Annotated in this window: 21 protein-coding genes; 6 read left to right on the plus strand and 15 right to left on the minus strand. The window is 72.7% G+C overall.

What is annotated here, in order from left to right; genetic code table 11:
- Positions 1 to 22 precede the first annotated feature (22 nt).
- Entirely contained in the window at positions 23 to 412 is a 390-nt protein-coding gene (locus ONA70_RS05140; RefSeq protein ID WP_265005163.1) for a hypothetical protein, read from the minus strand.
- A 166-nt stretch (positions 413 to 578) separates the two neighbouring features.
- Between ONA70_RS05140 and ONA70_RS05145 the strand changes: the two genes are divergently transcribed.
- A complete protein-coding gene (locus ONA70_RS05145; RefSeq protein WP_265005164.1) occupies positions 579 to 1928 on the plus strand; it encodes an ABC transporter substrate-binding protein in 1350 nt (449 codons plus the stop codon).
- A gap of 61 nt (positions 1929 to 1989) precedes the next feature.
- Here the strand turns inward: ONA70_RS05145 and ONA70_RS05150 are convergent, their stop codons facing one another.
- Both ONA70_RS05150 and ONA70_RS05155 read right to left on the minus strand, forming a co-directional pair.
- Positions 1990 to 2733 carry an enoyl-CoA hydratase/isomerase family protein gene (locus ONA70_RS05150; RefSeq protein WP_265005165.1) on the minus strand — a complete coding sequence of 248 codons (744 nt, stop codon included), beginning with the start codon at positions 2731 to 2733 and terminating at the stop codon, positions 1990 to 1992.
- Positions 2730 to 3587, minus strand: coding sequence for a 3-hydroxyacyl-CoA dehydrogenase family protein (locus ONA70_RS05155; protein ID WP_265005166.1), 858 nt, complete (start codon positions 3585 to 3587; stop codon positions 2730 to 2732). Before ONA70_RS05155 ends, ONA70_RS05150 begins: the two co-directional genes overlap by 4 nt.
- A 165-nt stretch (positions 3588 to 3752) precedes the next feature.
- Here ONA70_RS05155 and ONA70_RS05160 point away from each other — a divergent pair, with 165 nt between their 5' ends.
- Positions 3753 to 4040 (plus strand): hypothetical protein, encoded by a 288-nt coding sequence (locus tag ONA70_RS05160; RefSeq protein WP_265005167.1) that lies wholly within the window; start codon positions 3753 to 3755, stop codon positions 4038 to 4040.
- A 47-nt stretch (positions 4041 to 4087) separates the two neighbouring features.
- Here ONA70_RS05160 and ONA70_RS05165 read toward each other — a convergent pair whose 3' ends face one another.
- Positions 4088 to 4867, minus strand: coding sequence for a class I SAM-dependent methyltransferase (locus ONA70_RS05165; RefSeq protein WP_265005168.1), 780 nt, complete (start codon positions 4865 to 4867; stop codon positions 4088 to 4090).
- A gap of 172 nt (positions 4868 to 5039) precedes the next feature.
- Here ONA70_RS05165 and ONA70_RS05170 point away from each other — a divergent pair, with 172 nt between their 5' ends.
- Positions 5040 to 5417: a PPOX class F420-dependent oxidoreductase gene (locus tag ONA70_RS05170; protein ID WP_265005169.1), complete on the plus strand. Its 378-nt coding sequence runs from the start codon at positions 5040 to 5042 to the stop codon at positions 5415 to 5417.
- A 101-nt stretch (positions 5418 to 5518) separates the two neighbouring features.
- Here the strand turns inward: ONA70_RS05170 and ONA70_RS05175 are convergent, their stop codons facing one another.
- Both ONA70_RS05175 and ONA70_RS05180 read right to left on the minus strand, forming a co-directional pair.
- A complete protein-coding gene (locus ONA70_RS05175; protein ID WP_007073996.1) occupies positions 5519 to 5728 on the minus strand; it encodes a BldC family transcriptional regulator in 210 nt (69 codons plus the stop codon).
- Positions 5729 to 5997: 269 nt separating this feature from the next.
- Entirely contained in the window at positions 5998 to 6837 is an 840-nt protein-coding gene (locus ONA70_RS05180; protein ID WP_265005170.1) for a hypothetical protein, read from the minus strand.
- A 172-nt stretch (positions 6838 to 7009) separates the two neighbouring features.
- Between ONA70_RS05180 and ONA70_RS05185 the strand changes: the two genes are divergently transcribed.
- A complete protein-coding gene (locus ONA70_RS05185; RefSeq protein ID WP_265005171.1) occupies positions 7010 to 8092 on the plus strand; it encodes a Glu/Leu/Phe/Val family dehydrogenase in 1083 nt (360 codons plus the stop codon).
- A 301-nt stretch (positions 8093 to 8393) separates the two neighbouring features.
- Positions 8394 to 8609 carry a DUF3073 domain-containing protein gene (locus ONA70_RS05190; RefSeq protein WP_265005172.1) on the plus strand — a complete coding sequence of 72 codons (216 nt, stop codon included), beginning with the start codon at positions 8394 to 8396 and terminating at the stop codon, positions 8607 to 8609.
- Between the two features lie 145 nt (positions 8610 to 8754).
- Here the strand turns inward: ONA70_RS05190 and amcA are convergent, their stop codons facing one another.
- From amcA to ONA70_RS05215, 5 genes are all read right to left on the minus strand, one after another.
- Positions 8755 to 8991 carry a multiple cyclophane-containing RiPP AmcA gene (gene amcA / locus ONA70_RS05195; RefSeq protein WP_265005173.1) on the minus strand — a complete coding sequence of 79 codons (237 nt, stop codon included), beginning with the start codon at positions 8989 to 8991 and terminating at the stop codon, positions 8755 to 8757.
- Positions 8960 to 10063: a cyclophane-forming radical SAM peptide maturase AmcB gene (gene amcB / locus ONA70_RS05200; RefSeq protein WP_319956152.1), complete on the minus strand. Its 1104-nt coding sequence runs from the start codon at positions 10061 to 10063 to the stop codon at positions 8960 to 8962. Before amcB ends, amcA begins: the two co-directional genes overlap by 32 nt.
- A 122-nt stretch (positions 10064 to 10185) precedes the next feature.
- Positions 10186 to 11340, minus strand: a complete 1155-nt coding sequence (purM, locus tag ONA70_RS05205; protein ID WP_265005175.1) for a phosphoribosylformylglycinamidine cyclo-ligase — start codon at positions 11338 to 11340, stop codon at positions 10186 to 10188.
- A gap of 60 nt (positions 11341 to 11400) precedes the next feature.
- Positions 11401 to 12930, minus strand: a complete 1530-nt coding sequence (gene purF / locus ONA70_RS05210; RefSeq protein ID WP_265005176.1) for an amidophosphoribosyltransferase — start codon at positions 12928 to 12930, stop codon at positions 11401 to 11403.
- 160 nt (positions 12931 to 13090) lie between these two features.
- Positions 13091 to 13444: a sterol carrier family protein gene (locus ONA70_RS05215; protein ID WP_265005177.1), complete on the minus strand. Its 354-nt coding sequence runs from the start codon at positions 13442 to 13444 to the stop codon at positions 13091 to 13093.
- 163 nt (positions 13445 to 13607) lie between these two features.
- Here ONA70_RS05215 and ONA70_RS05220 point away from each other — a divergent pair, with 163 nt between their 5' ends.
- A complete protein-coding gene (locus ONA70_RS05220) occupies positions 13608 to 15560 on the plus strand; it encodes a carboxypeptidase-like regulatory domain-containing protein (protein ID WP_265005178.1) in 1953 nt (650 codons plus the stop codon).
- 99 nt (positions 15561 to 15659) lie between these two features.
- On the opposite strand, the gene ONA70_RS05225 is transcribed toward ONA70_RS05220, so the two are convergent.
- The 4 genes from ONA70_RS05225 to purS are packed head-to-tail and all read right to left on the minus strand — an operon-like array spanning position 15660 to position 20157.
- On the minus strand, positions 15660 to 16409 hold the full coding sequence (locus ONA70_RS05225; RefSeq protein WP_406601146.1) for a 2-phosphosulfolactate phosphatase: 750 nt from the start codon (positions 16407 to 16409) through the stop codon (positions 15660 to 15662).
- A gap of 10 nt (positions 16410 to 16419) precedes the next feature.
- The gene (gene purL / locus ONA70_RS05230; protein WP_265005179.1) at positions 16420 to 19191 is read right to left on the minus strand and encodes a phosphoribosylformylglycinamidine synthase subunit PurL; all 2772 of its coding nucleotides are present in this window, start codon (positions 19189 to 19191) and stop codon (positions 16420 to 16422) included.
- 22 nt (positions 19192 to 19213) lie between these two features.
- Complete coding sequence (gene purQ / locus ONA70_RS05235) at positions 19214 to 19897, minus strand: phosphoribosylformylglycinamidine synthase subunit PurQ (RefSeq protein WP_265005180.1); 684 nt, start codon at positions 19895 to 19897, stop codon at positions 19214 to 19216.
- Positions 19894 to 20157, minus strand: a complete 264-nt coding sequence (gene purS / locus ONA70_RS05240; protein WP_265005181.1) for a phosphoribosylformylglycinamidine synthase subunit PurS — start codon at positions 20155 to 20157, stop codon at positions 19894 to 19896. The genes purQ and purS overlap by 4 nt, the downstream gene beginning before the upstream one ends.
- Between the last annotated feature and the right edge of the window lie 117 nt (positions 20158 to 20274).

Consider the following 20274-nt stretch of genomic DNA (forward strand, 5'->3'; position numbering starts at 1 on the left):
GCCCCTCCGGCACCCCGTGCGGTCAGCCGGCCCGGCTCCGCAACGTGGCCACCGTCGACCCGGCGAGGGTGAGCAGGCAGTCGGGCAGCAACCCGTCGGCCATTGCGGCGCCGAACAGCGCCTCCCCGGTGTCGGCGTCGTCGTTGGCGTACGCGCTGACGAAACGGGCCACCCAGCGGGTGTCGTAGGAGGCCTGGTCGATGCCGGGGAAGTCGAGGGCGGCACCGCCGGCCGGGGCGTCGTCGCCGACCATGGCGGCGGCCAGGCACCAGGCCACCCCGTACGCGCCGGCCAGCCCGGAGCGGTCCACCACCGCGTCGAAGGTGCCGACCACCGCGTCGCCGTCGCCGGCCAGGGCCGAACGGAGCACGGCGGTCGCGTCGTCCAGCGTCTGCTGTGCTTCGTCGGTCACCCGCCGAACAGTAGGACCGAGGGTCAAGCGGTGACCCCGAAACAGCCTCGCCGTCACCCTCGGTGATACCCGCAGTCAAGCTACCGACGGAGCGCCCTCCACAGTCCCACGGCCACCGCCGGCACGCTAATGTGCGCAGCGGACCTTCGCCGGAGGAAGGACGACCATGCTCGTATCACGCGCGTCGCGCGCGGCCATGTCCATGGCCTGCGCGGCGCTCCTGCTCGCCACCAGCGCCTGCGGGAGCGACAAGCCCGAGGGGGCGGCCACCACCACCCAGGTGCGCCTCTACGGCACCGACGGCAACATGCAGAACTCGTACGTTGATGAGTTCAAGGACCGTAGGGACCTCGTCAACGGCATGAAGGGCACCATCCCGCTCACGCCGCTGCCGGAGACCTTCAAGGATCGGCTACGCACCGTAGACCCGGAGCTGAAGGACTACCTCTACTCCGGCGAGACGTACGACGCCGTCGTGATCAGCGCGCTCGCCGCCCAGCTCGCCGGCACCACCGACCCTGCCGAGATCGCCAAGCAGATCGTCGGGGTGACCACCAGCGGTGAGCGGTGCGAGGATGCGGCGACCTGCCTCCAGCTCGCCCGCGCCGGGCAGGACATCGAGTACCGGGGGGTGTCGCTGAACCGGGCCGGGTTCACCGACGCCGGTGAGCCGGCCACCGCCAGCTACGCCACCCAGCACTTCGACAACGAGAAGATCGACGACGGAAAGACCGAGTTCGTCGGCGCCGGCGACGAGTCCGCCGCAAGCACCAAGGCTCCCCCACGCGGGAAGAAGCAGCGCGGCAAGCCGGGCAAGGAGGCGGGTGCCCCGCTGGTCCTCGGCGGGCTGCTGCCGAAGACCGGTGACCTGGCGCTGGCGTACCCGCCGATGGCGGCCGGTGTGGCGCTGGCGGTCAAGGACATCAACGCCGGCGGCGGGGTGCTCGGCGAGCCGATGGTCTGGATCGAGGGCGACGACGGCACCAACCCGCAGGTCGCGAAGGCGACGGTCGCCTCGCACATCGGCAAGGGCGTGCACGTCATCATCGGTGCGGGCGCGTCCGGCATCTCCCGGGCCGTGCTGCCCGACGTGGTGGCCGCCGGCCGGGTCCTCTTCTCCCCGTCCAACACGGACGCCGGGCTGACCACGATCGACGACAAGGGCCTCTACTTCCGTACCGCCCCGTCGGACATCCTCCAGGGGCGGGCGCTGGCCGACGTGATACTGCGGGACGGCCCGCACAAGATCGCCATCGTCGCCCGTAAGGACTCCTACGGCGAGGGCCTGCAGGAGAACGTCCGCGCCGAACTGGAGCGGGCCGGCCTGGGCGGGGACGGGGTCAAGCTGCTCACCTACGCGCCGCCGGCCGACGCCAAGGCGCCGCCGGTCGACTTCGGCGACGGCGCCAAGCAGATCAAGGACTTCGGCGCGGACGCGGTGCTGGTGATCGGCTTCGGTGAATCCGCGCACGTGATCACCGCGCTGGCCGACGCCGGGGTGCAGATCCGGCACTGACCTGACGACGACGGGGGCCGCACCGGCCGAACCGGTGCGGCCCTCGTTCTCTTGCCGGCGCTCAGCGGGACCGGCGCCGCTCCAGGAACTCGGTCATCCGCCGGTGCTTCTCCTCGTCCTCGAAGAGCACCGCCTGGCCGAGCAGGTCGAGCTGGGGGTGCGCGGCCGGCGGGGCGTCCACGGCCAGCTTGGTCAGCCGTACCGCCAGCGCCGAGCCCTTCGCGATCTCGTCGAGCAGGGCGTGCGCGGTGGGCAGCAGCTCGGCCGGCTCGGCCACCACCCGGTTCACCAGCCCGATCCGCAACGCCTCGTCGGCGTCCACCCGCCGGCCGGTGAAGAGCAGCTCCTTGGCCCGGGCCTCGCCGATCAGGGCCGGCAGGCGGTGGGTCGCGCCCGCCCCGGCCAGGATGCCCAGCCGCACCTCGGGCTGGCCGAAAACCGCCCGCGCCGTGCAGACCCGCAGGTCACAGGCGTACGCCAGCTCGGCGCCGCCGCCCAGCGCCGGGCCGTCCACGGCCGCCACAGTCGGCATCGGCAGCGCCCGGACCCGGGCGAAGGCGGCCTGGTTGATGGCGGCCAGGGCGTCCAGCCGACCGCGCTCGCGGAGCTGGCCGATGTCCGCCCCGCCGGCGAAGATGCCCTCCGCCCCGCCGGTGAGCAGCAGCAACCGGGGCCGCGCCTCCAACTCCGCGCAGACCGCGTGCAGCTCGGCGACCAGGTCGGCGTCGATGGCGTTGCGCTTCTCCGGCCGGTCCAGGGTGACCACCAGCCGGTCCGGCAGCTCCTCGATCCGCAGCCCGCTCACTGTCGGACACCGTCCTTCCAGGTGTAGAAGCCCTGGCCGGACTTCTTGCCGAGCTTGCCGGCGGCCACCATCTCCACCAGCAGCGGCGGCGGCGCGAACCGGTCCCCGTACGCGGCCTGGAGGGTGCGCGCGATGTCGAGCCGGACGTCCAGCCCGACCAGGTCGGTCAGCTCCAGCGGACCCACCGGGTGCCGATAGCCGAGCACCATCGCCTTGTCGATGTCGGCCGGGCTGGCCACCCCGTCGGCGACCATCCGGATCGCCTCCAGCCCGAGCGTGACCCCGAGCCGGGAGGTGGCGAAGCCGGGCATGTCGCGTACGACGACGGGGTCCTTGCCGAGCCGCCCGGCGAGCGCGACGGCCGCCTCGGTGGTGCCGGCGGCGGTGGCCGGGCCCACCACGATCTCCAGCAGCGCCATCGCCCAGACCGGGTTGAAGAAGTGCAGCCCGAGGAAGTCCGCGGGGCGGTCCAGCCCCTCGGCCAGCTCGGCGATCGGGATGCTGGAGGTGTTGCTGCCGAGCAGGGCGGGCCGCCGGGCGGCCGCCTCCCGGAGCACCGCCCGCTTGAGGTCGAGCTGCTCGGGGACCGCCTCGACGATCACGTCCGGCCCCTCGGCGACCTCGGCGAGGCCAGCCCGCAGGCTGACCCGCTGCCGGTTCACCGTCGCCTCCTCGGCGGTCAGCTTGCCGCGCTGGACCCCGCGCTCCCACAGCTCGCCCAGGCGCCGCACGGCGGCGGCACCGCGTTCCGCGTCCACCTCGACCAGCTCGACCGCGTAGCCCGCGCCGGCCGCCACGTACGCGATGCCGAGGCCCATCGTGCCGGCCCCGACGACCACAAATCGACCACTCATGACGTCCCCTCGCCGCGTACGGTGACGCGCGGGGTCTCCGCCGCGCCGGGCCGCCCGCTCCGCTCGTTCATGGGTGCGACCCTATGCAGGGCCGGCCCGGGCGGCATGCGTGGGGGCGCGCCGGATCGGGTACAGACGGCCTCCAACGCCGACGGAAGGACCGAGATGAGTCAGGCACCGGAGAGCGCGGAGCGCACCGAGACCGTGGAGACCCGCGGCGAGGAGCGGGTGGACCTGCTGCGCGCGGACACCAACAACGACGGGAAGACCGACGTGTGGGTGGTGGACACCGACGGCGACGGGAAGGCCGACCTCTTCCAGTTCGACACCGACGGTGACGGCCAGGTGGACATCACCATGGTCGACATCGACGAGGACGGCACCCCGGACGAGGTGGTGGACGGCGATGGCGGCCTCCCGCCCGAGCAGACCACGCCGACCGTGCAGGTGTGAAAGGAGGGGGCCCCGGTTGACGCCCAGGCGATAACAAGGGGCCCCTCCTAACCTCTCAGCCGGAGCGTGGCCAGGTAGTACGGGTGGTCCCGGTCGTCGACGTCGGCCAGGTGCCACGGCGAGCCGTGGACCAGTTCGGCGAGTTCGTCGACCGTGCACACCAGGTAGTCGAACCACTCGGTGCCGAGCAGCCGGTAGCGCAGCCGCAACCGGAGCTGCCCGCCCAGCCGGCCGCGCCGCCGGTTGAACTCGTGGTAGCCCGTGTGCACCGGGTCGGTGGTGCCGTAGGGGTCGGTGCCGTGCGCGATCACCTGCGCGCCGGGGCGGGCCAGCGCGGCGAGGGCGGCCAGGAAGCCCGGTGCCCGCGCCCGCCCCTCGATCAGCCCGAGATTGTTGCCGAGCAGCAGGAAGGTGTCGTACCGCCGGCCGTCGGCGACGTGCTCGTCGACCGTGCCGTGCACTAGGTCGCGGACGCCACGGTGGCGGCAGACCCGCAGCGCGCCGGCCGAGGTGTCCAGCCCGGTGACCGGTACCCGCTGCTCCTGCAGGTGCAGCGCGATCCGGCCGGCGCCGACGCCGACGTCCAGCACGTGCCCGCGTACCCGGGCCACGGCCCGGTGGTCGTGCGGCTGCCAGAACCCGGGCGGGTCCAGGTAGTGGGCGGCGGGCGCCCCGTTGACCAGGCCGTCGTCCCGCTCGATGATCTCGATGACCGGCCGGGGCAGCCGCCCGCCGGCCAGCGGCCGGGGCCCGATCCCGGTGGCCACGGCGTACGCGTCCCGGATCATCTCGCCGAACACGTCGCCGATCGTGGGTTCCCCGGTCACGCCGCTGTCTCTGTTCGCGACTGCGGGGCTCGCAGACCCGGCTCACTCCTCGCGCTCACGGCGCTGTCTCTGTTCGCGACTGCGGGGCTCGCAGACCCGGCTCACTCCTCGCGCTCACGCCGATCACGCTATCCGGACTCGACCGGCCTGTCGCGGCCGTATTCTGGGCGGCGTGACCGACCTGGACCGCCTCGGGGCGGAGAAATACGTGCTGCTCACGACCTTCCGGAAGGACGGTCGGGCGGTGCCGACGCCGGTCTGGGCGGTACGGGACGGCGACGCGCTGGCGGTGTGGACCGTGTCGGACTCCGGCAAGGTCAAGCGGATCCGGCGCGACGGTCGGGTGACGGTGGCCCCGTGCGACGTACGCGGGCGGCCGCACGGCGAGGCGGCGCCGGGGCACGCGTCGATCCTCGCCCCGGAGGCCACCCGGCGGATCCGCGGCCTGTTGAAGCAGAAGTACCGGCTGATCGGCCGGCTCAGCCTGCTGGGCAGCCGGCTGCGCCGGGGTGAGGGCGGCACGGTCGGGCTGCGGATCGTGCTGGACTAGGAGATGGCCCAGGGGCCCGGACACGACGAAGGGCGGCGGGATCGTCGCTCTCGCGTACGTCCGGCCGCCCCTGATCGGAACGCCTGGAAAACGTCCGGTCCTCAGTCCCCCTGACGCTGCTGGGGGATCTGCCCCTGCAGCAGGGCCCGGACCTCCGACTCGCGGTATCGGCGGTGGCCGCCCAGGGTCCGGATGGCGCTGAGCTTGCCAGCCTTGGCCCACCGGGTAACCGTCTTCGGGTCGACACGGAACATCGACGCCACCTCGGCCGGTGTGAGTAGCGGCTCTGGTTCGTGCGTTCGCGATGCCATCGGGGTCACTCCTCCACATGTATAGACATCGGCCGGGGTCCCGCCGGCCGACGCGTCTCCCATGGTCCGGCTAGTCCCCGATGTCCGACATGGGCCGAACGGCTGAAGGTCCCTAGACGGACGGATGAACCATGCCCGATTTTTACGACTTTTATGCCGCAGAAACTACCTTATTCGGACTCATGATCACGGTTCGTGATGCGTCAACTACGAGACACTCTCGCATCGAAGGGCCTCGGTAGGGGCAATTCGGGCCACGGGGTGAACGCCTAGTTACAGCGCTCCAGCAGCTGCACCGCCCGCCACCGGGCAACCAGCTTGTCGTACGCCGCCGAGGCGTCCTCCGCCTCACCCCGGGAGAGCCCGGCCAGCCCGGTGGCGACCAGCTCGGTCGAGTCGTCGGCCGCCAGGGTCTCGTCCGGCAGCAGCTGCACCAGGCCGCCGTAGTCCAGCTCGACCACCGAGCGTGGGTGGAACTCCTCCAGCCAGCGGGCGGCCTCCTCGACCGCCTCGGTGATCGGCGCCTCCCCGACCGACTTCCGCAGCACCGACAGCGCGCGGGACGAGCGGCGGCGGGCCTTGGAGATCTCGGTGCGGTAGCGCAGCGCCCGCCGGGCCGGGTCGGTCACCAGGTGCCGCTCCCGCGCCTCGAAGAGCACGAACCAGCGCAGCGGCACCCCCCAGGTGGCGATCTGCTCGTGCACCCGGGGCACCCCGTGCTCCAGCACCCGGGCCCCGCTGCGCCAGTCCTCCACCACCGCCTTGGCCTGGCCGGCCAGGATCGGCGGGACGAAGGCGTCGGCCAGCACCGCGGGCACCCCGTCCCGGGCGCTCAGCGCCGCCTCGGCGACCCGGACCCGCAGGTTCCACGGGCAGACCAGCAGGGTGTCGTCGGTCTCCAGGACGTACGCCTCTTCGGGCAGGTCCGGCAGCCGGGTCCAGCCCGCGCCGAGCGCCTCGATCACCGCGGTCCGTTGCCGTACCGGGCCTTCGAGCGGGGCGATCGCCCGCCCCTCGCTGACGTACCGGCGCCAGAACGACTGGCGTTCCCGGTCGAAGGCGGTCAGCGGCTCGTACACGCGCAGGTAAGAAGCGAAGAGCGACGGCACGGCGCGATCCTCCCACGAGTCGGGACTGGTACGCAGTCGCCGCGACGGGGGGCCGTGACGTGCGCGACAGTACCGCTTCGGCCGATATTAGGCTCAGCAGCACCGGCAACATCCCGCCGGCGGGTAACCAGGTTCGCGCCCCACAAGGGCGCACCCATCACAGGAGTAAGCCATGGGCGTTTTCGCGAGCACCGACGACCCGGGATCCACGGGTCACGAACAGGTCGTTTTCTGCCAGGACAAGCAGTCCGGCCTGAAGGCGATCATCGGGATCTACTCGACCGCGCTGGGCCCCGCGCTCGGCGGTACCCGGTTCTACCCGTACGCCAGCGAGGAGGAGGCCCTCGCCGACGTGCTCGACCTCTCGCGGGGAATGGCGTACAAGAACGCTCTGGCCGGTCTCGACCTCGGCGGCGGCAAGGCGGTCATCTGGGGTGACCCGGAGCGGATCAAGAGCGAGGCCCTGCTGCGCGCGTACGGGCGCTTCGTGGAGTCCCTGGCCGGGCGCTACTACACCGCCTGCGACGTCGGCACCTACGTCGCCGACATGGACGTGATCGCCCGGGAGACGAGGTACGTCACCGGTCGCAGCGTGGAGCACGGCGGCGCCGGCGACTCCTCGATCCTGACCGCCTGGGGCGTCTTCCAGGGCATGCGGGCCGCGGCCGAGCACGTCTGGGGCGCGCCGACGCTCTCCGGCCGGCGGGTCGGCGTGGCCGGCCTGGGCAAGGTCGGCAAGTACCTGACCGCGCACCTGTTGGAGGACGGGGCCGAGGTCGTGGCGACCGACGTCAACCCGAAGGCCCTGGAGTGGGTGCGCGCCACCCACCCGCAGGTCGAGCTGGTCGCCGACACCGCCACCCTGGTCGCCTCCGACATCGACGTGTACGCCCCGTGCGCGCTCGGCGGCGCCCTCAACGACGACACGGTGCCGGTGCTGCGGGCCAAGGTGGTCGCTGGCGCGGCGAACAACCAGCTCGCCCACCCGGGCATCGAGAAGGTCCTCGCCGACCGGGGCATCCTCTACACCCCCGACTACGTGGTGAACGCCGGCGGCGTGATCCAGGTCGCCGACGAGATCGAGGGCTTCAACTTCGAGCGGGCCAAGCTGCGGGCCACCCGGATCTACGACACCACCCGGGAGATCCTCCGGCTCGCCGACGACGACGGCGTCCCGCCGGCGGTGGCCGCGGACCGGCTCGCCGAGCGGCGGATGGCCGAGGTCGGCCGGCTGCGGACGATCCACCTGCGGTGAACGTCACGCCGGGGCGGGGCACCCGCTCCGCCCCGGCGCACCCGTTCTCCCGCCCCGACGGTAAGCTGGAAAATGGGACGTTTCGCACCGGTTTGCCCGCTGTCACGGCCACCCCCGGCCATCGCTCCTTACCGGGTACACTTTGTGACGGCCGGATAACTGCGACGCGCAGGGCCGGCTGACGGTAACCCGAGGTGCCGAACGGTGGCATCCCCATGTACCGTAAGAGCCACGAGAGATGCCTGACGTCATCGGGGCCCGCCTTCGGGCTGCCCCGCATTCTGTGCGAGGGGGTCGAGCCATGGGGCGCGGCCGTGCTAAGGCCAAGCAGACAAAGGTGGCCCGGGAGTTGAAGTACCACTCCCCGAACACCGACCTCGCCGCCTTGCAGCGAGAACTCGGCGGTGGCGGCAAGTCGGACCACGACTTCGACGACGACTACAAAGAGTATGTCGACGACGATGACGAGGACCACGCGGACGAGGACCCGGACACCTGGGCCCGCCCGACCCGCTGACCTCCGGTCGCATCTGAGCACGCGGTAAGCCCCGCGTGCTCACGCATGTGCTCTGCGGAAGCCGGCGTGCCGACCGACGATCAAGGGCCTGTCGCACCGAGTCCCCTCGGCGTACCGGCAGGTCCTTGATCGCGGACTCGTAGCGTCAGCGGGGCCGGTTGTTCCAGTTGTAGAACGTCGGGATGTTCTCGAAGTGGTTCCAGGCGCAGACCGCGCTGGCCCCGTCGCCGCCCGACACCTCCGCCCGCAGCAGCCGCGCGGCCTCCGCCTCCCGGAGTAGTGCGGTCAACCCCACGGCGGCTTCCCGCACCCGGTCGGCGACCAGGTCCGGGGCGGCTCCCCCGGCGCGCTCAGGCTGCCGGTGACTCGTGGTCTCGGGCATGCTCCAACACTCCCTCCAGTAGGCGGATCTTGCTGTTGCGGCAGTGCTCGGTCTCCGTACCGTCAAAGCGCCCCAGCTCGAAGTAGCGGTTGGCGGCGTGGCCGCCGCCGCAGAACCCGAAGTAGGGGCAGGACGACCGGCACCCCTCGACACCGGCGAGGAACTCGCCCACCCAGGGCGTACGCCCGGCGCCGGCCAGGATCTCGGCCAGCGGGGTGGCCAGCACGTTGCCGCTGCTGAAGTCGCCGTACCGGGGATCGGTGAAGCCGGCCAACTCCGGGGAGAGCACGACCACCGAGCCGTCGTGGGCGATGGTGGGGATTGGATCCAGCCGGCGGGGCAGCAGGTCGTCCGCCGTGCCGTCCAGGACGGCTCCGGCGTACCGCAGCGACCACTCCACCTCGCGCAGGTGGATCCGGGGATTCCGGCGCCACGCGGTCACCAGCTCCGCCCAGAAGCCGGTCACCGCTGCGGCGTCCCGGGCGTTGCTCCGGGTGTTGACCCCCTCGGTCTCCTCGATGTTGACGCCGAGCACGTCGCAGCCGAGGTCGAGGAAGTAGTCGTACAGCTCGGTGGCGAGACCCGGTGCCGGGCGGGAGACCACGGCCAGCGCCGAGAACGGCAGCCCGTGCCGGCGCAGCGCGTCCACCCCGGCCACGATCCGGTCGTACGCCTGCCGGCCGCCCCGGGTGACCCGCTCGCTGTTGCGTTCGCGCGGCCCGTCCACGCTCACGCTGACCCGGACCCCGTGCTCGGCGAAGAACGCGCACCAGGCGTCGTCGATCAGCGTGGCGTTGGTCTGGACGTGGTGCTCCACCGCCGGCCCGAACGGGGCCAGCAGGCCTGCCAGATGCTCCCGGCCGGCCGCGAGCGGCTCTCCGCCGTGCCAGACCACGGAGAAGCGGCCGGCCGTCGCCCACGGGTTCACCGAGGCCGCCACCGCCTCGGCGACGGCGACCGGCATCCGCCGGTCCACCGCCCGCATCGGCAGGTAACAGTAGACGCAGTCCAGGTTGCAGAGCGTGGTCGGCTGCATGACCACGTACGAGGGCACGGTGGCGAGGCCGCGCATGCCCGAGTGCGGACGAACAGCCATCGACCCTCCCCCGTCTAGCCTGAGACCTTTCAGGCTAGGCGGCGGTGGCCACTCGGGTGAACCCCCGATCAGGTGGCCGGATGATCACCAGAGCGTGATCACCCGCGGGTGTGGTGGCCGATCATCTGCACGTTGCCGGAGCCCTCGATGATCTCGCCGGCCTGCCAGGCGTCGACTCCACGGCCGGTCAGCGTGGCCAGCGCGCGGTCGGCATCCTCGGCGGAGACGATGGCGAACATGCCGATGCCCATGTTGAACGTCGCCTCCATCTCCGGGTCCTCGATCCGGCCCTTGGACTGGATCAGGTCGAAGATCGGCTGCGGCTTCCAGGTCGAGCGGTTGACCACCGCGTCGACGTGCTCCGGCAGGATCCGGACCAGGTTGCCCGGGATGCCGCCACCGGTGACGTGGGCCAGCGCCCGGACGTCGGCCTCGGCGATCAGCTTGAGGCAGTCCTGCGCGTAGATCTTGGTCGGCGTGAGCAGTTCCTCGCCGAGGGTCCGCTGCCGGCCGAAGTCCTCGATCACCACGTCCAGCCGCATCCGGGCGACACCCAGCAGCACGTGCCGGACCAGCGAGTAGCCGTTGGAGTGCAGGCCGGAGGAGCGCATGGCGATCACGACGTCGCCCACCTCCACCCGCTCCGGGCTGAGGATCTCGCTCTCCTCCACCACACCGACGCCGGTGGCGGAGATGTCGTACTCGTCGGGACGCAGCACGCCCGGGTGCTCCGCGGTCTCGCCGCCGAGCAGGGCGCAGCCCGCGTACCGGCAGCCGTCGGCGATGCCCGCGCCGATCTCGGCGACCTTGTCGGGGACGACCTCACCGGTGGCGATGTAGTCGAGCAGGAAGAGCGGCTCGGCCCCGCAGGCGACCAGGTCGTCGACGACCATCGCGACCAGGTCGATGCCGACCGTGTCGTGGATGTCGAGCTGCTGGGCGATCACCAGCTTGGTGCCGACCCCGTCGGTCGAGGAGGCCAGGATGGGGTTCTTGTATTTCTTGGTGTCGAGCCGGAACAGGCCGGCGAAGCCACCCAGGTCGCCCAGCACCTCCGGGCGCCGGGTCTGCTTGACCTTGGACTTGAGCAGCTCGACGGCGCGGTCGCCCGCCTCGATCGACACCCCGGCGTCCGCGTAGGAGACCGAGCGTTTACGCGTGGTGCGGCTGGTGCCGGCCGTCCAGGGCTGGCGGTCGCCGCCGGCGCCCGTCGGGCTTGTTCCTGCGCCGCTGCGCTCGGACACGTGCGTCACGGTTCTCCCCTTTGTGCTTCTCGCGGACACCGGTTGCGGACGGGCCCGCGTCGGGTGGTGCTATGGGCGGTTGGTCGCGCCGCCCGAGGTGGCGACGAGGGACGTGTCGGTGGGCTGCGTCGCCTCGGCGGTGACCCGGCGACCCACACCTTCGAGTACGTGCTTGCCGATCAGGTTCCCGGCCGGCAGCTCGATCGGGTACTCCCCATCGAAGCACGCCCGGCAGAGTCGGGTCTTCGGCTGCTCGGTCGCCGCGATGAGGCCGGGAAGCGATACGTAACCCAGCGTGTCGGCGCCGATCGAACGCCGGATGCCTTCGTTGTCCAGCCCGTTGGCCAACAGCTCGGCACGGGTGGCGAAGTCGATGCCGTAGAAGCACGGCCAGCTCACCGGCGGGGAGGAGATCCGGACGTGCACCTCCAGCGCACCGGCCTCGCGCAGCATCCGCACGATGGCCCGCTGGGTGTTGCCGCGGACGATGGAGTCGTCCACCACCACCAGGCGCTTGCCCCGGACGTTCTCCCGCAGCGGGTTGAGCTTGAGTCGGATGCCGAGCTGACGCAGGGTCTGCGACGGCTGGATGAAGGTACGCCCGACGTACGGGTTCTTCATCAGGCCCTGGCCGTAGGTGATGCCGGACTCCTCCGCGTAGCCGATGGCCGCCGGGGTGCCGGACTCCGGCACCGGGATCACCAGGTCGGCCTCGACCGGGTGCTCCCGGGCGAGCTGGCGGCCGATCTGCACCCGGGCCGCGTGCACGTTCCGCCCAGCGATGGTGGCGTCCGGGCGGGCGATGTACACGTACTCGAAGAGGCAGCCCTTCGGCTCCGGCGCGGCGAACCGGGTGGACCGCAGCCCGTCCTCGTCGATGGCGATCAGCTCGCCCGGCTCGACCTCGCGGACCACGCTCGCGCCGACGATGTCCAGCGCGGCGGTCTCGCTGGCGACCACCCAGCCGCGCTCCAGCCGGCCGAGCACCAGCGGTCGCACGCCGTGCGGGTCGCGGGCCGCGTAGAGCGTCGACTCGTCCATGAAGACGAAGCTGAACGCACCGCGCAGCTGGGGCAGCACCTCCAGCGCGGCCGCCTCGACGGAGAGGTCGGGCCGGCTGGCCAGCAGCATGGTGACCAGGGACGTGTCGTTGGTCGAGCCGTCCGGGTCGATCCCCCGCTCGGCCACCTCGCGCTGGAGCTCGGCGGTGTTGACCAGGTTGCCGTTGTGGGCCAGCGCGATGGTCGTGCCGGCCGTGGTGGCCCGGATCGTCGGCTGGGCGTTCTCCCAGGTCGAGCCGCCGGTGGTCGAGTAGCGCGCGTGGCCGATCGCGACGTGCCCGCGCAGGCTCGCCAGGGTCGGTTCGTCGAAGACCTGGGCGACCAGGCCAAGGTCCTTGTAGACCACCACGCGCGACCCGTCGCTCACCGCGATGCCCGCAGCCTCCTGGCCACGGTGCTGCAGGGCGTAGAGCCCGAAGTAGGTGAGGTTGGCAACCTCCTCCCCGGGCGCCCAGACACCGAAGACGCCACACGCGTCCTGGGGGCCGGGTCGTTGGGGGTCAAGGTCGTGGCTCAGCCGGCCATCGCCTCGGGGCACCTGCCGCTCCCTCTGCTGGACTGGCCTGGCGGAGTCGGGGGGCAGGCTCCGCGTGGTCGGCCGGGACCGTGTCACCTGACAGTGTACGCGAGTCCGAATCGACACCGACAGTCATGAGTCGGCTGCTCCCAGTGACATCGATGGAATGCCGTGCGCCCGGTCAAAGCGGCAGGTGCTCGGAGAGGTCGGCACGGATGCCGCTGACCCGTACCCGGCCCTCACTGACCGCCGCGGCCCAGCCGAGCCGCCCGGTGGCCAGCTCAAGCCAGGTCTTCGGATCCATTTCCACCACGTTCGGCGGCGTTCCGCGGGTGTGTCGCGGCCCCGCCACGCACTGCACCGCACCGTAAGGTGGAACCCGCACCTCCACCGATCGGCCGGGGGCGCGCTCCGCGAGGACGGCCAAGAGGATACGGACCGCCTCCCGGAACACCGGCCGTTCGGGCGTACGCCCCTCATCCAGCGCCGTCAACGCGGCCGCGACCGCGGCGGAATTACTGTGCGGAGAGGACACGACGGGACGATACGACTCGACCGGACCGTGGTAGATGCCGGCCCTGGGTAGAGATGATCCGGTCAGACAAGGCATAGTTGCCGACGGCGTATTCGTACCGTGAGTGATCAACCTTGGTCCGGCACCCGGCCGGCGAGGAGATCAGACCCGGAAGGCGGTGGACGTGTCAACACACCGACGTGCCTGGAAGCAGCGGGCCGGTGTGGTCGTGGCGCTGGTAGTCGGCTCGCTGCTCGCCATCCCCGCAACACCCGCGTTCGCGGCACCGAGCATCGGCAATGTCTCGGCCTCGCCGAACTCGGTCGAGGCGGGGAAGACCGTCAAGGTCACCTACAGTTTGACGACCGATGCGCTGTCGTCCGCAGACCTGTCGGTGACCTCCAGCAACCCGAAGCTCACCTGCGTTGACGGCTGCTCTCGCGGCCGGGTCTCAAGCGGTACCTACGACGCCACCTTCCGGGCCGCCGCGGACGCTCCCGACGGGTCGGCCACGATCACCGTCAAGGCCACCGACGCGACGGGGCCCGGCAAGGAGGAGGATTCGGCCACCGTCAGTGTCACGGTGGTCGGCAAGGCTCCGGCGGTGCAGACGGTCAAGTCGGTGTCCGGCAAGGCGGTCATCGCGGCGAACGGCGATCCGCTGTCCGGCATTGTGGTGATGCTCCGGGACAGCCAGGGCAAGCAGCGCCAGACCAGCACCGACGGCAGCGGCAACTTCCGCTTCACCGGCTCGACCTCCGACCCGATCGCGCCGGGGCGAATCGACCTGGGCGCCAACAAGGACGGCACCATCGGCACCAAGTCGATCGAGGCCCGCGCGGGCCAGGCGGTGACCGGCCTGCGGATCGGCGTGCCGATCGAGGTCAAGGCCAGCCCGAGCGCCACCCCCTCGGCCACCGAGGAGGCGCTGCCGACCGACGAGGCGACGGACGAGGCGACCGACGGGCCGGCCAGCGAGGCCCCGGCCGCCCAGCAACCCGCCGCCAACCCGGACTCGGGCTTCGGCTCCTGGCTGCTGATCCTGCTCGGCGGCCTCTTCGTGGCCGTGGGCGTCGGCACCATCGTGCTGCTCTACATGCGCCGCAAGAACGAGGGCGAGGACGCCGACGGGGACGGCCCCGCCGGGCCTGCCGGCGCGGCGGGCGCGGTGCCGGTCGCCCGGGGCGGCTACCCGGGCACCGACGACCAGACCCGGGTGGTCAACGGGATGGGCGCCGGGCCGGCGCCGACGATGGTCGGCGGCACCTCGCTCAGCGACGCGCCGACGATGATGCACCGCCCGGTCGTGGACGACGTCCCGCCGGACCCGTACGGCGCGCCGGCCGGGCCGGGGTACGCCGGTGGTGGGCAGGGCGGCTGGGCCGGCAACGGCTACGGCGACGAGCCCGGCCAGGGCGGCTACGGCAACAACAGCTACGGCAACGCGCCCTCCTCGGGCGGCGGCTACGGCAACGCCCCGCAGTCGGGTGGCGGCGGCTACGGCAGCGCGCCGTCCTCGGGCGGCGGTTACGGGAGCCGGGACTACGGCGCCGGGGCCGGCGGCTACCCGCCCGCCCACGGCGGCGGCTACGGCGGTGACCGGTACGACGAGCCGACCGGCCGCTACACCGGCGACAGCACGCAGCACGCGCCGGCGGCCGACCCCTATCCGACCAGCACCTACCAGCCGGACCAGGGCCCGGGCTACGGTGCGCAGGACCAGGGCCACTACGGCCGGGGCCCGGAACCGGACAACGGCTACGGCGCGGGCGGCGGCTACGGCGCCCAGGGCGGCTACGACAACGGACCGGGCCGCGGTGGCTACGACAACGGCTCCGGCCCGGGCGGCTACGACGGCGGGCCGGCCGGCGGCTACGACGGCGGCCAGAGCTACGACCAGCGCGGCGGCTACGGCGGCAACGACGGTTACGGCCAGCAGGGCGGTTACGGCCAGCAAGGCGGCTACGGTCAGGAGCCCCCGCAGCAGCGCGGCGGTGGTTACGACAATCACGGTTACGACAACCGCGGTTACGAGCAGGGCGGCGGCCACTACGGCGACGCGACCCAGGCCGGCCGGGGCCGGGGCGACGGCCAGCAGGAGCGCGGCGGTCGCCGGCTCGACTGGCTGGACGACTGATCGCTCGGGGGCCGATGCCCTGAAACGAACCCGACAGTGGCCGCCCGGATCACCGGGCGGCCACTTCGCTTTCCGGAGGCGTCCGGGAGACGGACGGAATCAGGCGGCGGAGAAGTAGCCCTGGCGGAGCACCGGCACGACCTCCGACACGCCGGCGTCGACGGCGACCGCCACGTCCTCGGCGAAGCCGCCCTCGGTCAACTCCCGCCCGGAGACGCAGCCCCGGACGGCGGCCGGCACGTCGGGCGTGCTGGCCAGCGCGGCCAGCGCCATCGCCGCCTCCACCGAGAGCCCACCCGGTACGCCGGAGAGGGCGTCCAGCACGCTGGCCGCCCCCAACTGGTCCTCGACGCAGGGCCGCAGTGAACCGTCCGGCCAGCGTTCCCCGGCGGCCACCACGCCCACCGGGGCGTCCGCCGAGCCGTACCCCTGGGCCCGCAGCCAGCGCCCGACGGCACCGGAGTTACGCAGGCACGCCGCGACCACCGGCAGTCCGGTGGCGCTCGCGGCGGCGCTGATGGCCGAGCCGTTCGGCGAGGGCAGCACCAGGTCCTCGACGATCGGTGCGGTCCGCAACGCCGCCGGCGAGAGCGACCACGGATGCTCCGGGGTCATCTGCCGGCGGCCGACCGCGGCGACGGCGCCCACCCGGCGGGCGTACTCGGCCGCCTGCTCCCCCCAGGGGAACGGGTGCACCCGCATGCCCCGGCCGACCGCCACCTCGACGGCGGTGGTGAACGAGAGCACGTCCACCACCACCAGGGCCGCGCAGACCCGGCCGAGCTCCGCCGCCCCGGTCAGCCCCCAGTCGAACCGGGCGCCGGAACCGGGCTGGGCGTAGACGGCCAAGGCCAGGGCCTCAGCGCTGATCCGGCGCGGCGGGCTGGTCCGGGTCACCGGTAGCCGTCGCGGACCCGTCCGGCCCGGCCTCGGTCGAGGTGGGGGCCGCCTCGGGGGCGTCGACGTCGTCCGACGCCGGGTCCGCGACCGGCGCGGCCGCGGCCTCGACCGGGACGTCTCCGGTCTCTGCCGCGTTGTCGGCGTCGGCGCTCTCCGGGCCGGCCTCGGCGGCGGCCGGCGCGGTCGCGTCCGGCTGGCCCTCCGTGGTTGCCCCACCGTCGGCCGCCCCGGCCCGGGCGATCGGCTCGGCGGCCACCGCGTCGGGGTCGACGTCGACCGGCTGCTCGGCGGTGGCCGGCAGAACGGTGGCGGTCCCGGTACGCGTCGCCTCCACCGCCACCTGGGCCGTCTCCTCGCCGCCGAAGAGGCGCGGCAGGGTCGCGGTGTGCGCGCCCCGCAGCTCGTCGAGGCCGATCCGGAACTGGTCGTGCACCTCCAGGGCGCCGCCGGCCGGGTCGGTGACCCCGATGAACTCCCACGGCACCCCGTGCTCGGCGCAGAGGGCGGTGAACGCCTTCTCGTGCCCGCGCGGCACCGACACCAGCGCGCGGCCGGCGGACTCGCTGAACAGGAAGACGAACGGCATCGAGCCGCCGGCGAAGTGCTCCGGCAGCACGACCCGGACGCCGATGCCGCGTCGCAGGCAGGACTCGACCAGGCTCTGGGCGAGGCCACCGTCGGAGAGGTCGTGGGCGGAGGTGAGGTGCCCCACCCGCGCGGCGGCGGCCAGCAGGTCGGCGAGCTGCCGCTCGCGGGCCAGGTCGACCTGCGGCGGGATGCCGCCGAGGTGCTCGTGGGTGACCCAGGCCCATTCCGAGCCGGAGAGCTCGACGTGCGTCTCGCCCAGCAGGAAGAGCTGGTCGTGGTCGCCACCCGGGCGGGGCACGAAGCCCATCGGCACCCGGTCGGCGACGTTGTCGAGCACGCCCAGCACGCCGACCACCGGGGTCGGGTGGATGGCCGCCGCGCCGGTCTGGTTGTAGAAGCTGACGTTGCCGCCGGTCACCGGGATGCCCAGCTCCAGGCAGCCGTCCGCCAGGCCGCGCACGGCCTCGGCGAACTGCCACATCACGCCCGGGTCCTCCGGCGAGCCGAAGTTGAGGCAGTTGGTGACCGCGATCGGCTTCGCGCCGGTCACCGCCACGTTCCGGTACGCCTCGGCCAGCGCGAGCTTCGTCCCCTGGTACGGGTCGAGGCGCGCGTACCGGCCGTTGCCGTCGACGGAGAGCGCGACCCCGAGGCCGGTCCGCTCGTCGATCCGGATCACGCCGGCGTCCTCCGGCTGGGCGAGCACGGTGTTGCCCAGCACGTACCGGTCGTACTGCTCGGTGACCCAGGTCTTGTCGGCCAGGTTCGGCGACGCGATCATCCGCAGCACGGTCTCGCGCAGCGCGTCGGGGGTGCTCGGCCGGGGCAGCGTCTCGGCCCGGTCGGCCTGGAGCAGGATCAGGTCGGCCGGCTCGCGCATCGGACGGGCGTAGACCGGTCCGTCGTCGACCAGCGAGCCCGGCGGCACGTCGACCACCACGCGGTCCCGCCAGGTGACCAGCAGGCGGCCCGGCTGGCCGTCCGGCGCCGGCGGGGTGACCTCACCGATGGCGGTGGCGAGCACGCCCCACTTCTCGGCGGTCTTGAGCACCGCCTCCAGCTTGTCCGGGGCGACGACCAGGAGCATCCGCTCCTGGGACTCGCTGGCCAGGATCTCGTGCGGGGCCATCGACGGCTCGCGCAGCGGCACCCGCTCCAGCCACACCCGCATGCCGGTGCCGGCGGCCGCGGCGGTCTCGGTGAGCGCGCAGGTCAGGCCGGCGCCGCCGAGGTCCTGGATGCCGACGACCAGCTCGGCGTCGTACAGCTCGAGGCAGGCCTCGATCAGCAGCTTCTCGGTGAACGGGTCGCCCACCTGGACCGACGGGCGGCGCTGCTCGCTGCCCTCGTCGAAGGTGGCGCTGGCCAGCACCGACACGCCGCCGATGCCGTCCCGGCCGGTCTTGGCGCCCATCAGCACCACGACGTTGCCGGGGCCAGCGGCCTCCTTCTTCTGCAGCCGGTCGACCGGCAGCACGCCGAGGCAGAGCGCGTTGACCAGCGGGTTGCCCTGGTAGCAGGGGTCGAAGACCACCTCGCCACCGATGTTCGGCAGGCCCAGGCAGTTGCCGTAGCCGCCGACGCCGGCCACCACTCCGGGCAGCACCCGGGCGGTGTCCGGGTGGTCGGCCGCGCCGAAGCGCAGCGGGTCCATCACCGCGACCGGGCGGGCGCCCATGGCGAGGATGTCCCGGACGATGCCGCCGACGCCGGTCGCCGCGCCCTGGTAGGGCTCGACGAAGCTCGGGTGGTTGTGCGACTCGACCTTGAAGGTCACCGCCAGCTCGTCGGAGACCCGGACCACGCCGGCGTTCTCTCCGATGCCGGCGAGCAGCCGGTCGCTCGGCGGGGCCTTCTCGCCGAACTGCCGCAGGTGCACCTTGCTCGACTTGTAGGAGCAGTGCTCGCTCCACATGATCGAGTACATGGCCAGCTCGGCCTGGGTGGGCCGGCGACCGAGGATGTGCCGGATCCGGTCGTACTCGTCGTCACGGAGGCCCAGCTCGGCGTACGGCTGGAGCTCGTCGGGGGTCTCGACGGCCTGCGGCACGGTGTCCACGCCGTGGGCCCAGTCGTCGGCGGGGCCGCCCTGCGGCACGACGGCCGGCGCCTCCCGCAGGGCCGGGTCCGGATGGGTGGTCATGACCTCTCCTCGCTGCGCTCGCTCACGCCGGCGCCCCCACCAGGTGCTTGAGCACCGAGGTGAAGAAGCCGAGACCGTCCAGGGAGGGGCCGGTGAGCGCCTCCACCGCGTGCTCGGGATGCGGCATGATGCCGACCACGTTGCCGGCCTCGTTGGTGATCGCGGCGATGTCGCGCTGCGAACCGTTGGGGTTGCCGCCGAGGTAGCGGGCGACGACCCGGCCCTCGGCCTCCAGCCGGTCCAGGGTCGCCGGGTCGGCGACGTAGCAGCCCTCGCCGTTCTTGACCGGGATCAGCACCTCCTGGCCCGGCTGGAACGCGTTGGTCCACGCGGTGCCGACGGCCTCGATGCGGAGGATCTGGTCCCGGTTACGGAAGTGCAGGTGCTGGTTGCGGGTGAGCGCGCCGGGCAGCAGGTGGGCCTCGCAGAGGATCTGGAAGCCGTTGCAGATGCCGAGCACCGGAAGGCCACCCCGGGCGGCGTCCACGATCGTCTCCATCACCGGGGCGAACCGGGCGATGGCCCCGCAGCGCAGGTAGTCACCGTAGGAGAAGCCGCCGGGCAGGACGACGGCGTCCACCCCGTGCAGCCCCGGGTCGCCGTGCCAGAGCCGGACCGGCTCGGCGCCGGCGATCCGTACGGCGCGGGCGGCGTCCCCGTCGTCGAGCGAGCCGGGGAACGTCACCACACCGACCCGGGCGGTCACGAGTGCGCGCCCGCGGTCTCGTCGCTCTCGACCAGGCGGACGGTGAAGTCCTCGATGACCGGGTTGGCGAGCAGCTTGTCGGCGATCTCCCGGGCTCGGTCCAGGTCCGGTTCGCCGGTGAACTCGATCTCGATCCGCCTGCCGATCCGGACCGAGGCGACGTCGCTGACGCCGAGCCGGGGCAGCGCGTTTGCGACGGCCTGGCCCTGAGGATCGAGGATCTCGGGCTTGAGCATGACGTCGACGACGACGCGAGGCACGGGGCACTCCTGACTGTGTACGCAGTTGGGTGCCGGCCCACTACGGGCGAGCGCAGCCAGCCTACCTGGCAGATCCCGCCTCGCCCCCACCGGCCGGGGCCGGATCAGGCAGTGATC

Source organism: Micromonospora yasonensis, from assembly GCF_026013475.1.
In the GTDB taxonomy this organism is placed as follows: domain Bacteria; phylum Actinomycetota; class Actinomycetes; order Mycobacteriales; family Micromonosporaceae; genus Micromonospora; species Micromonospora yasonensis.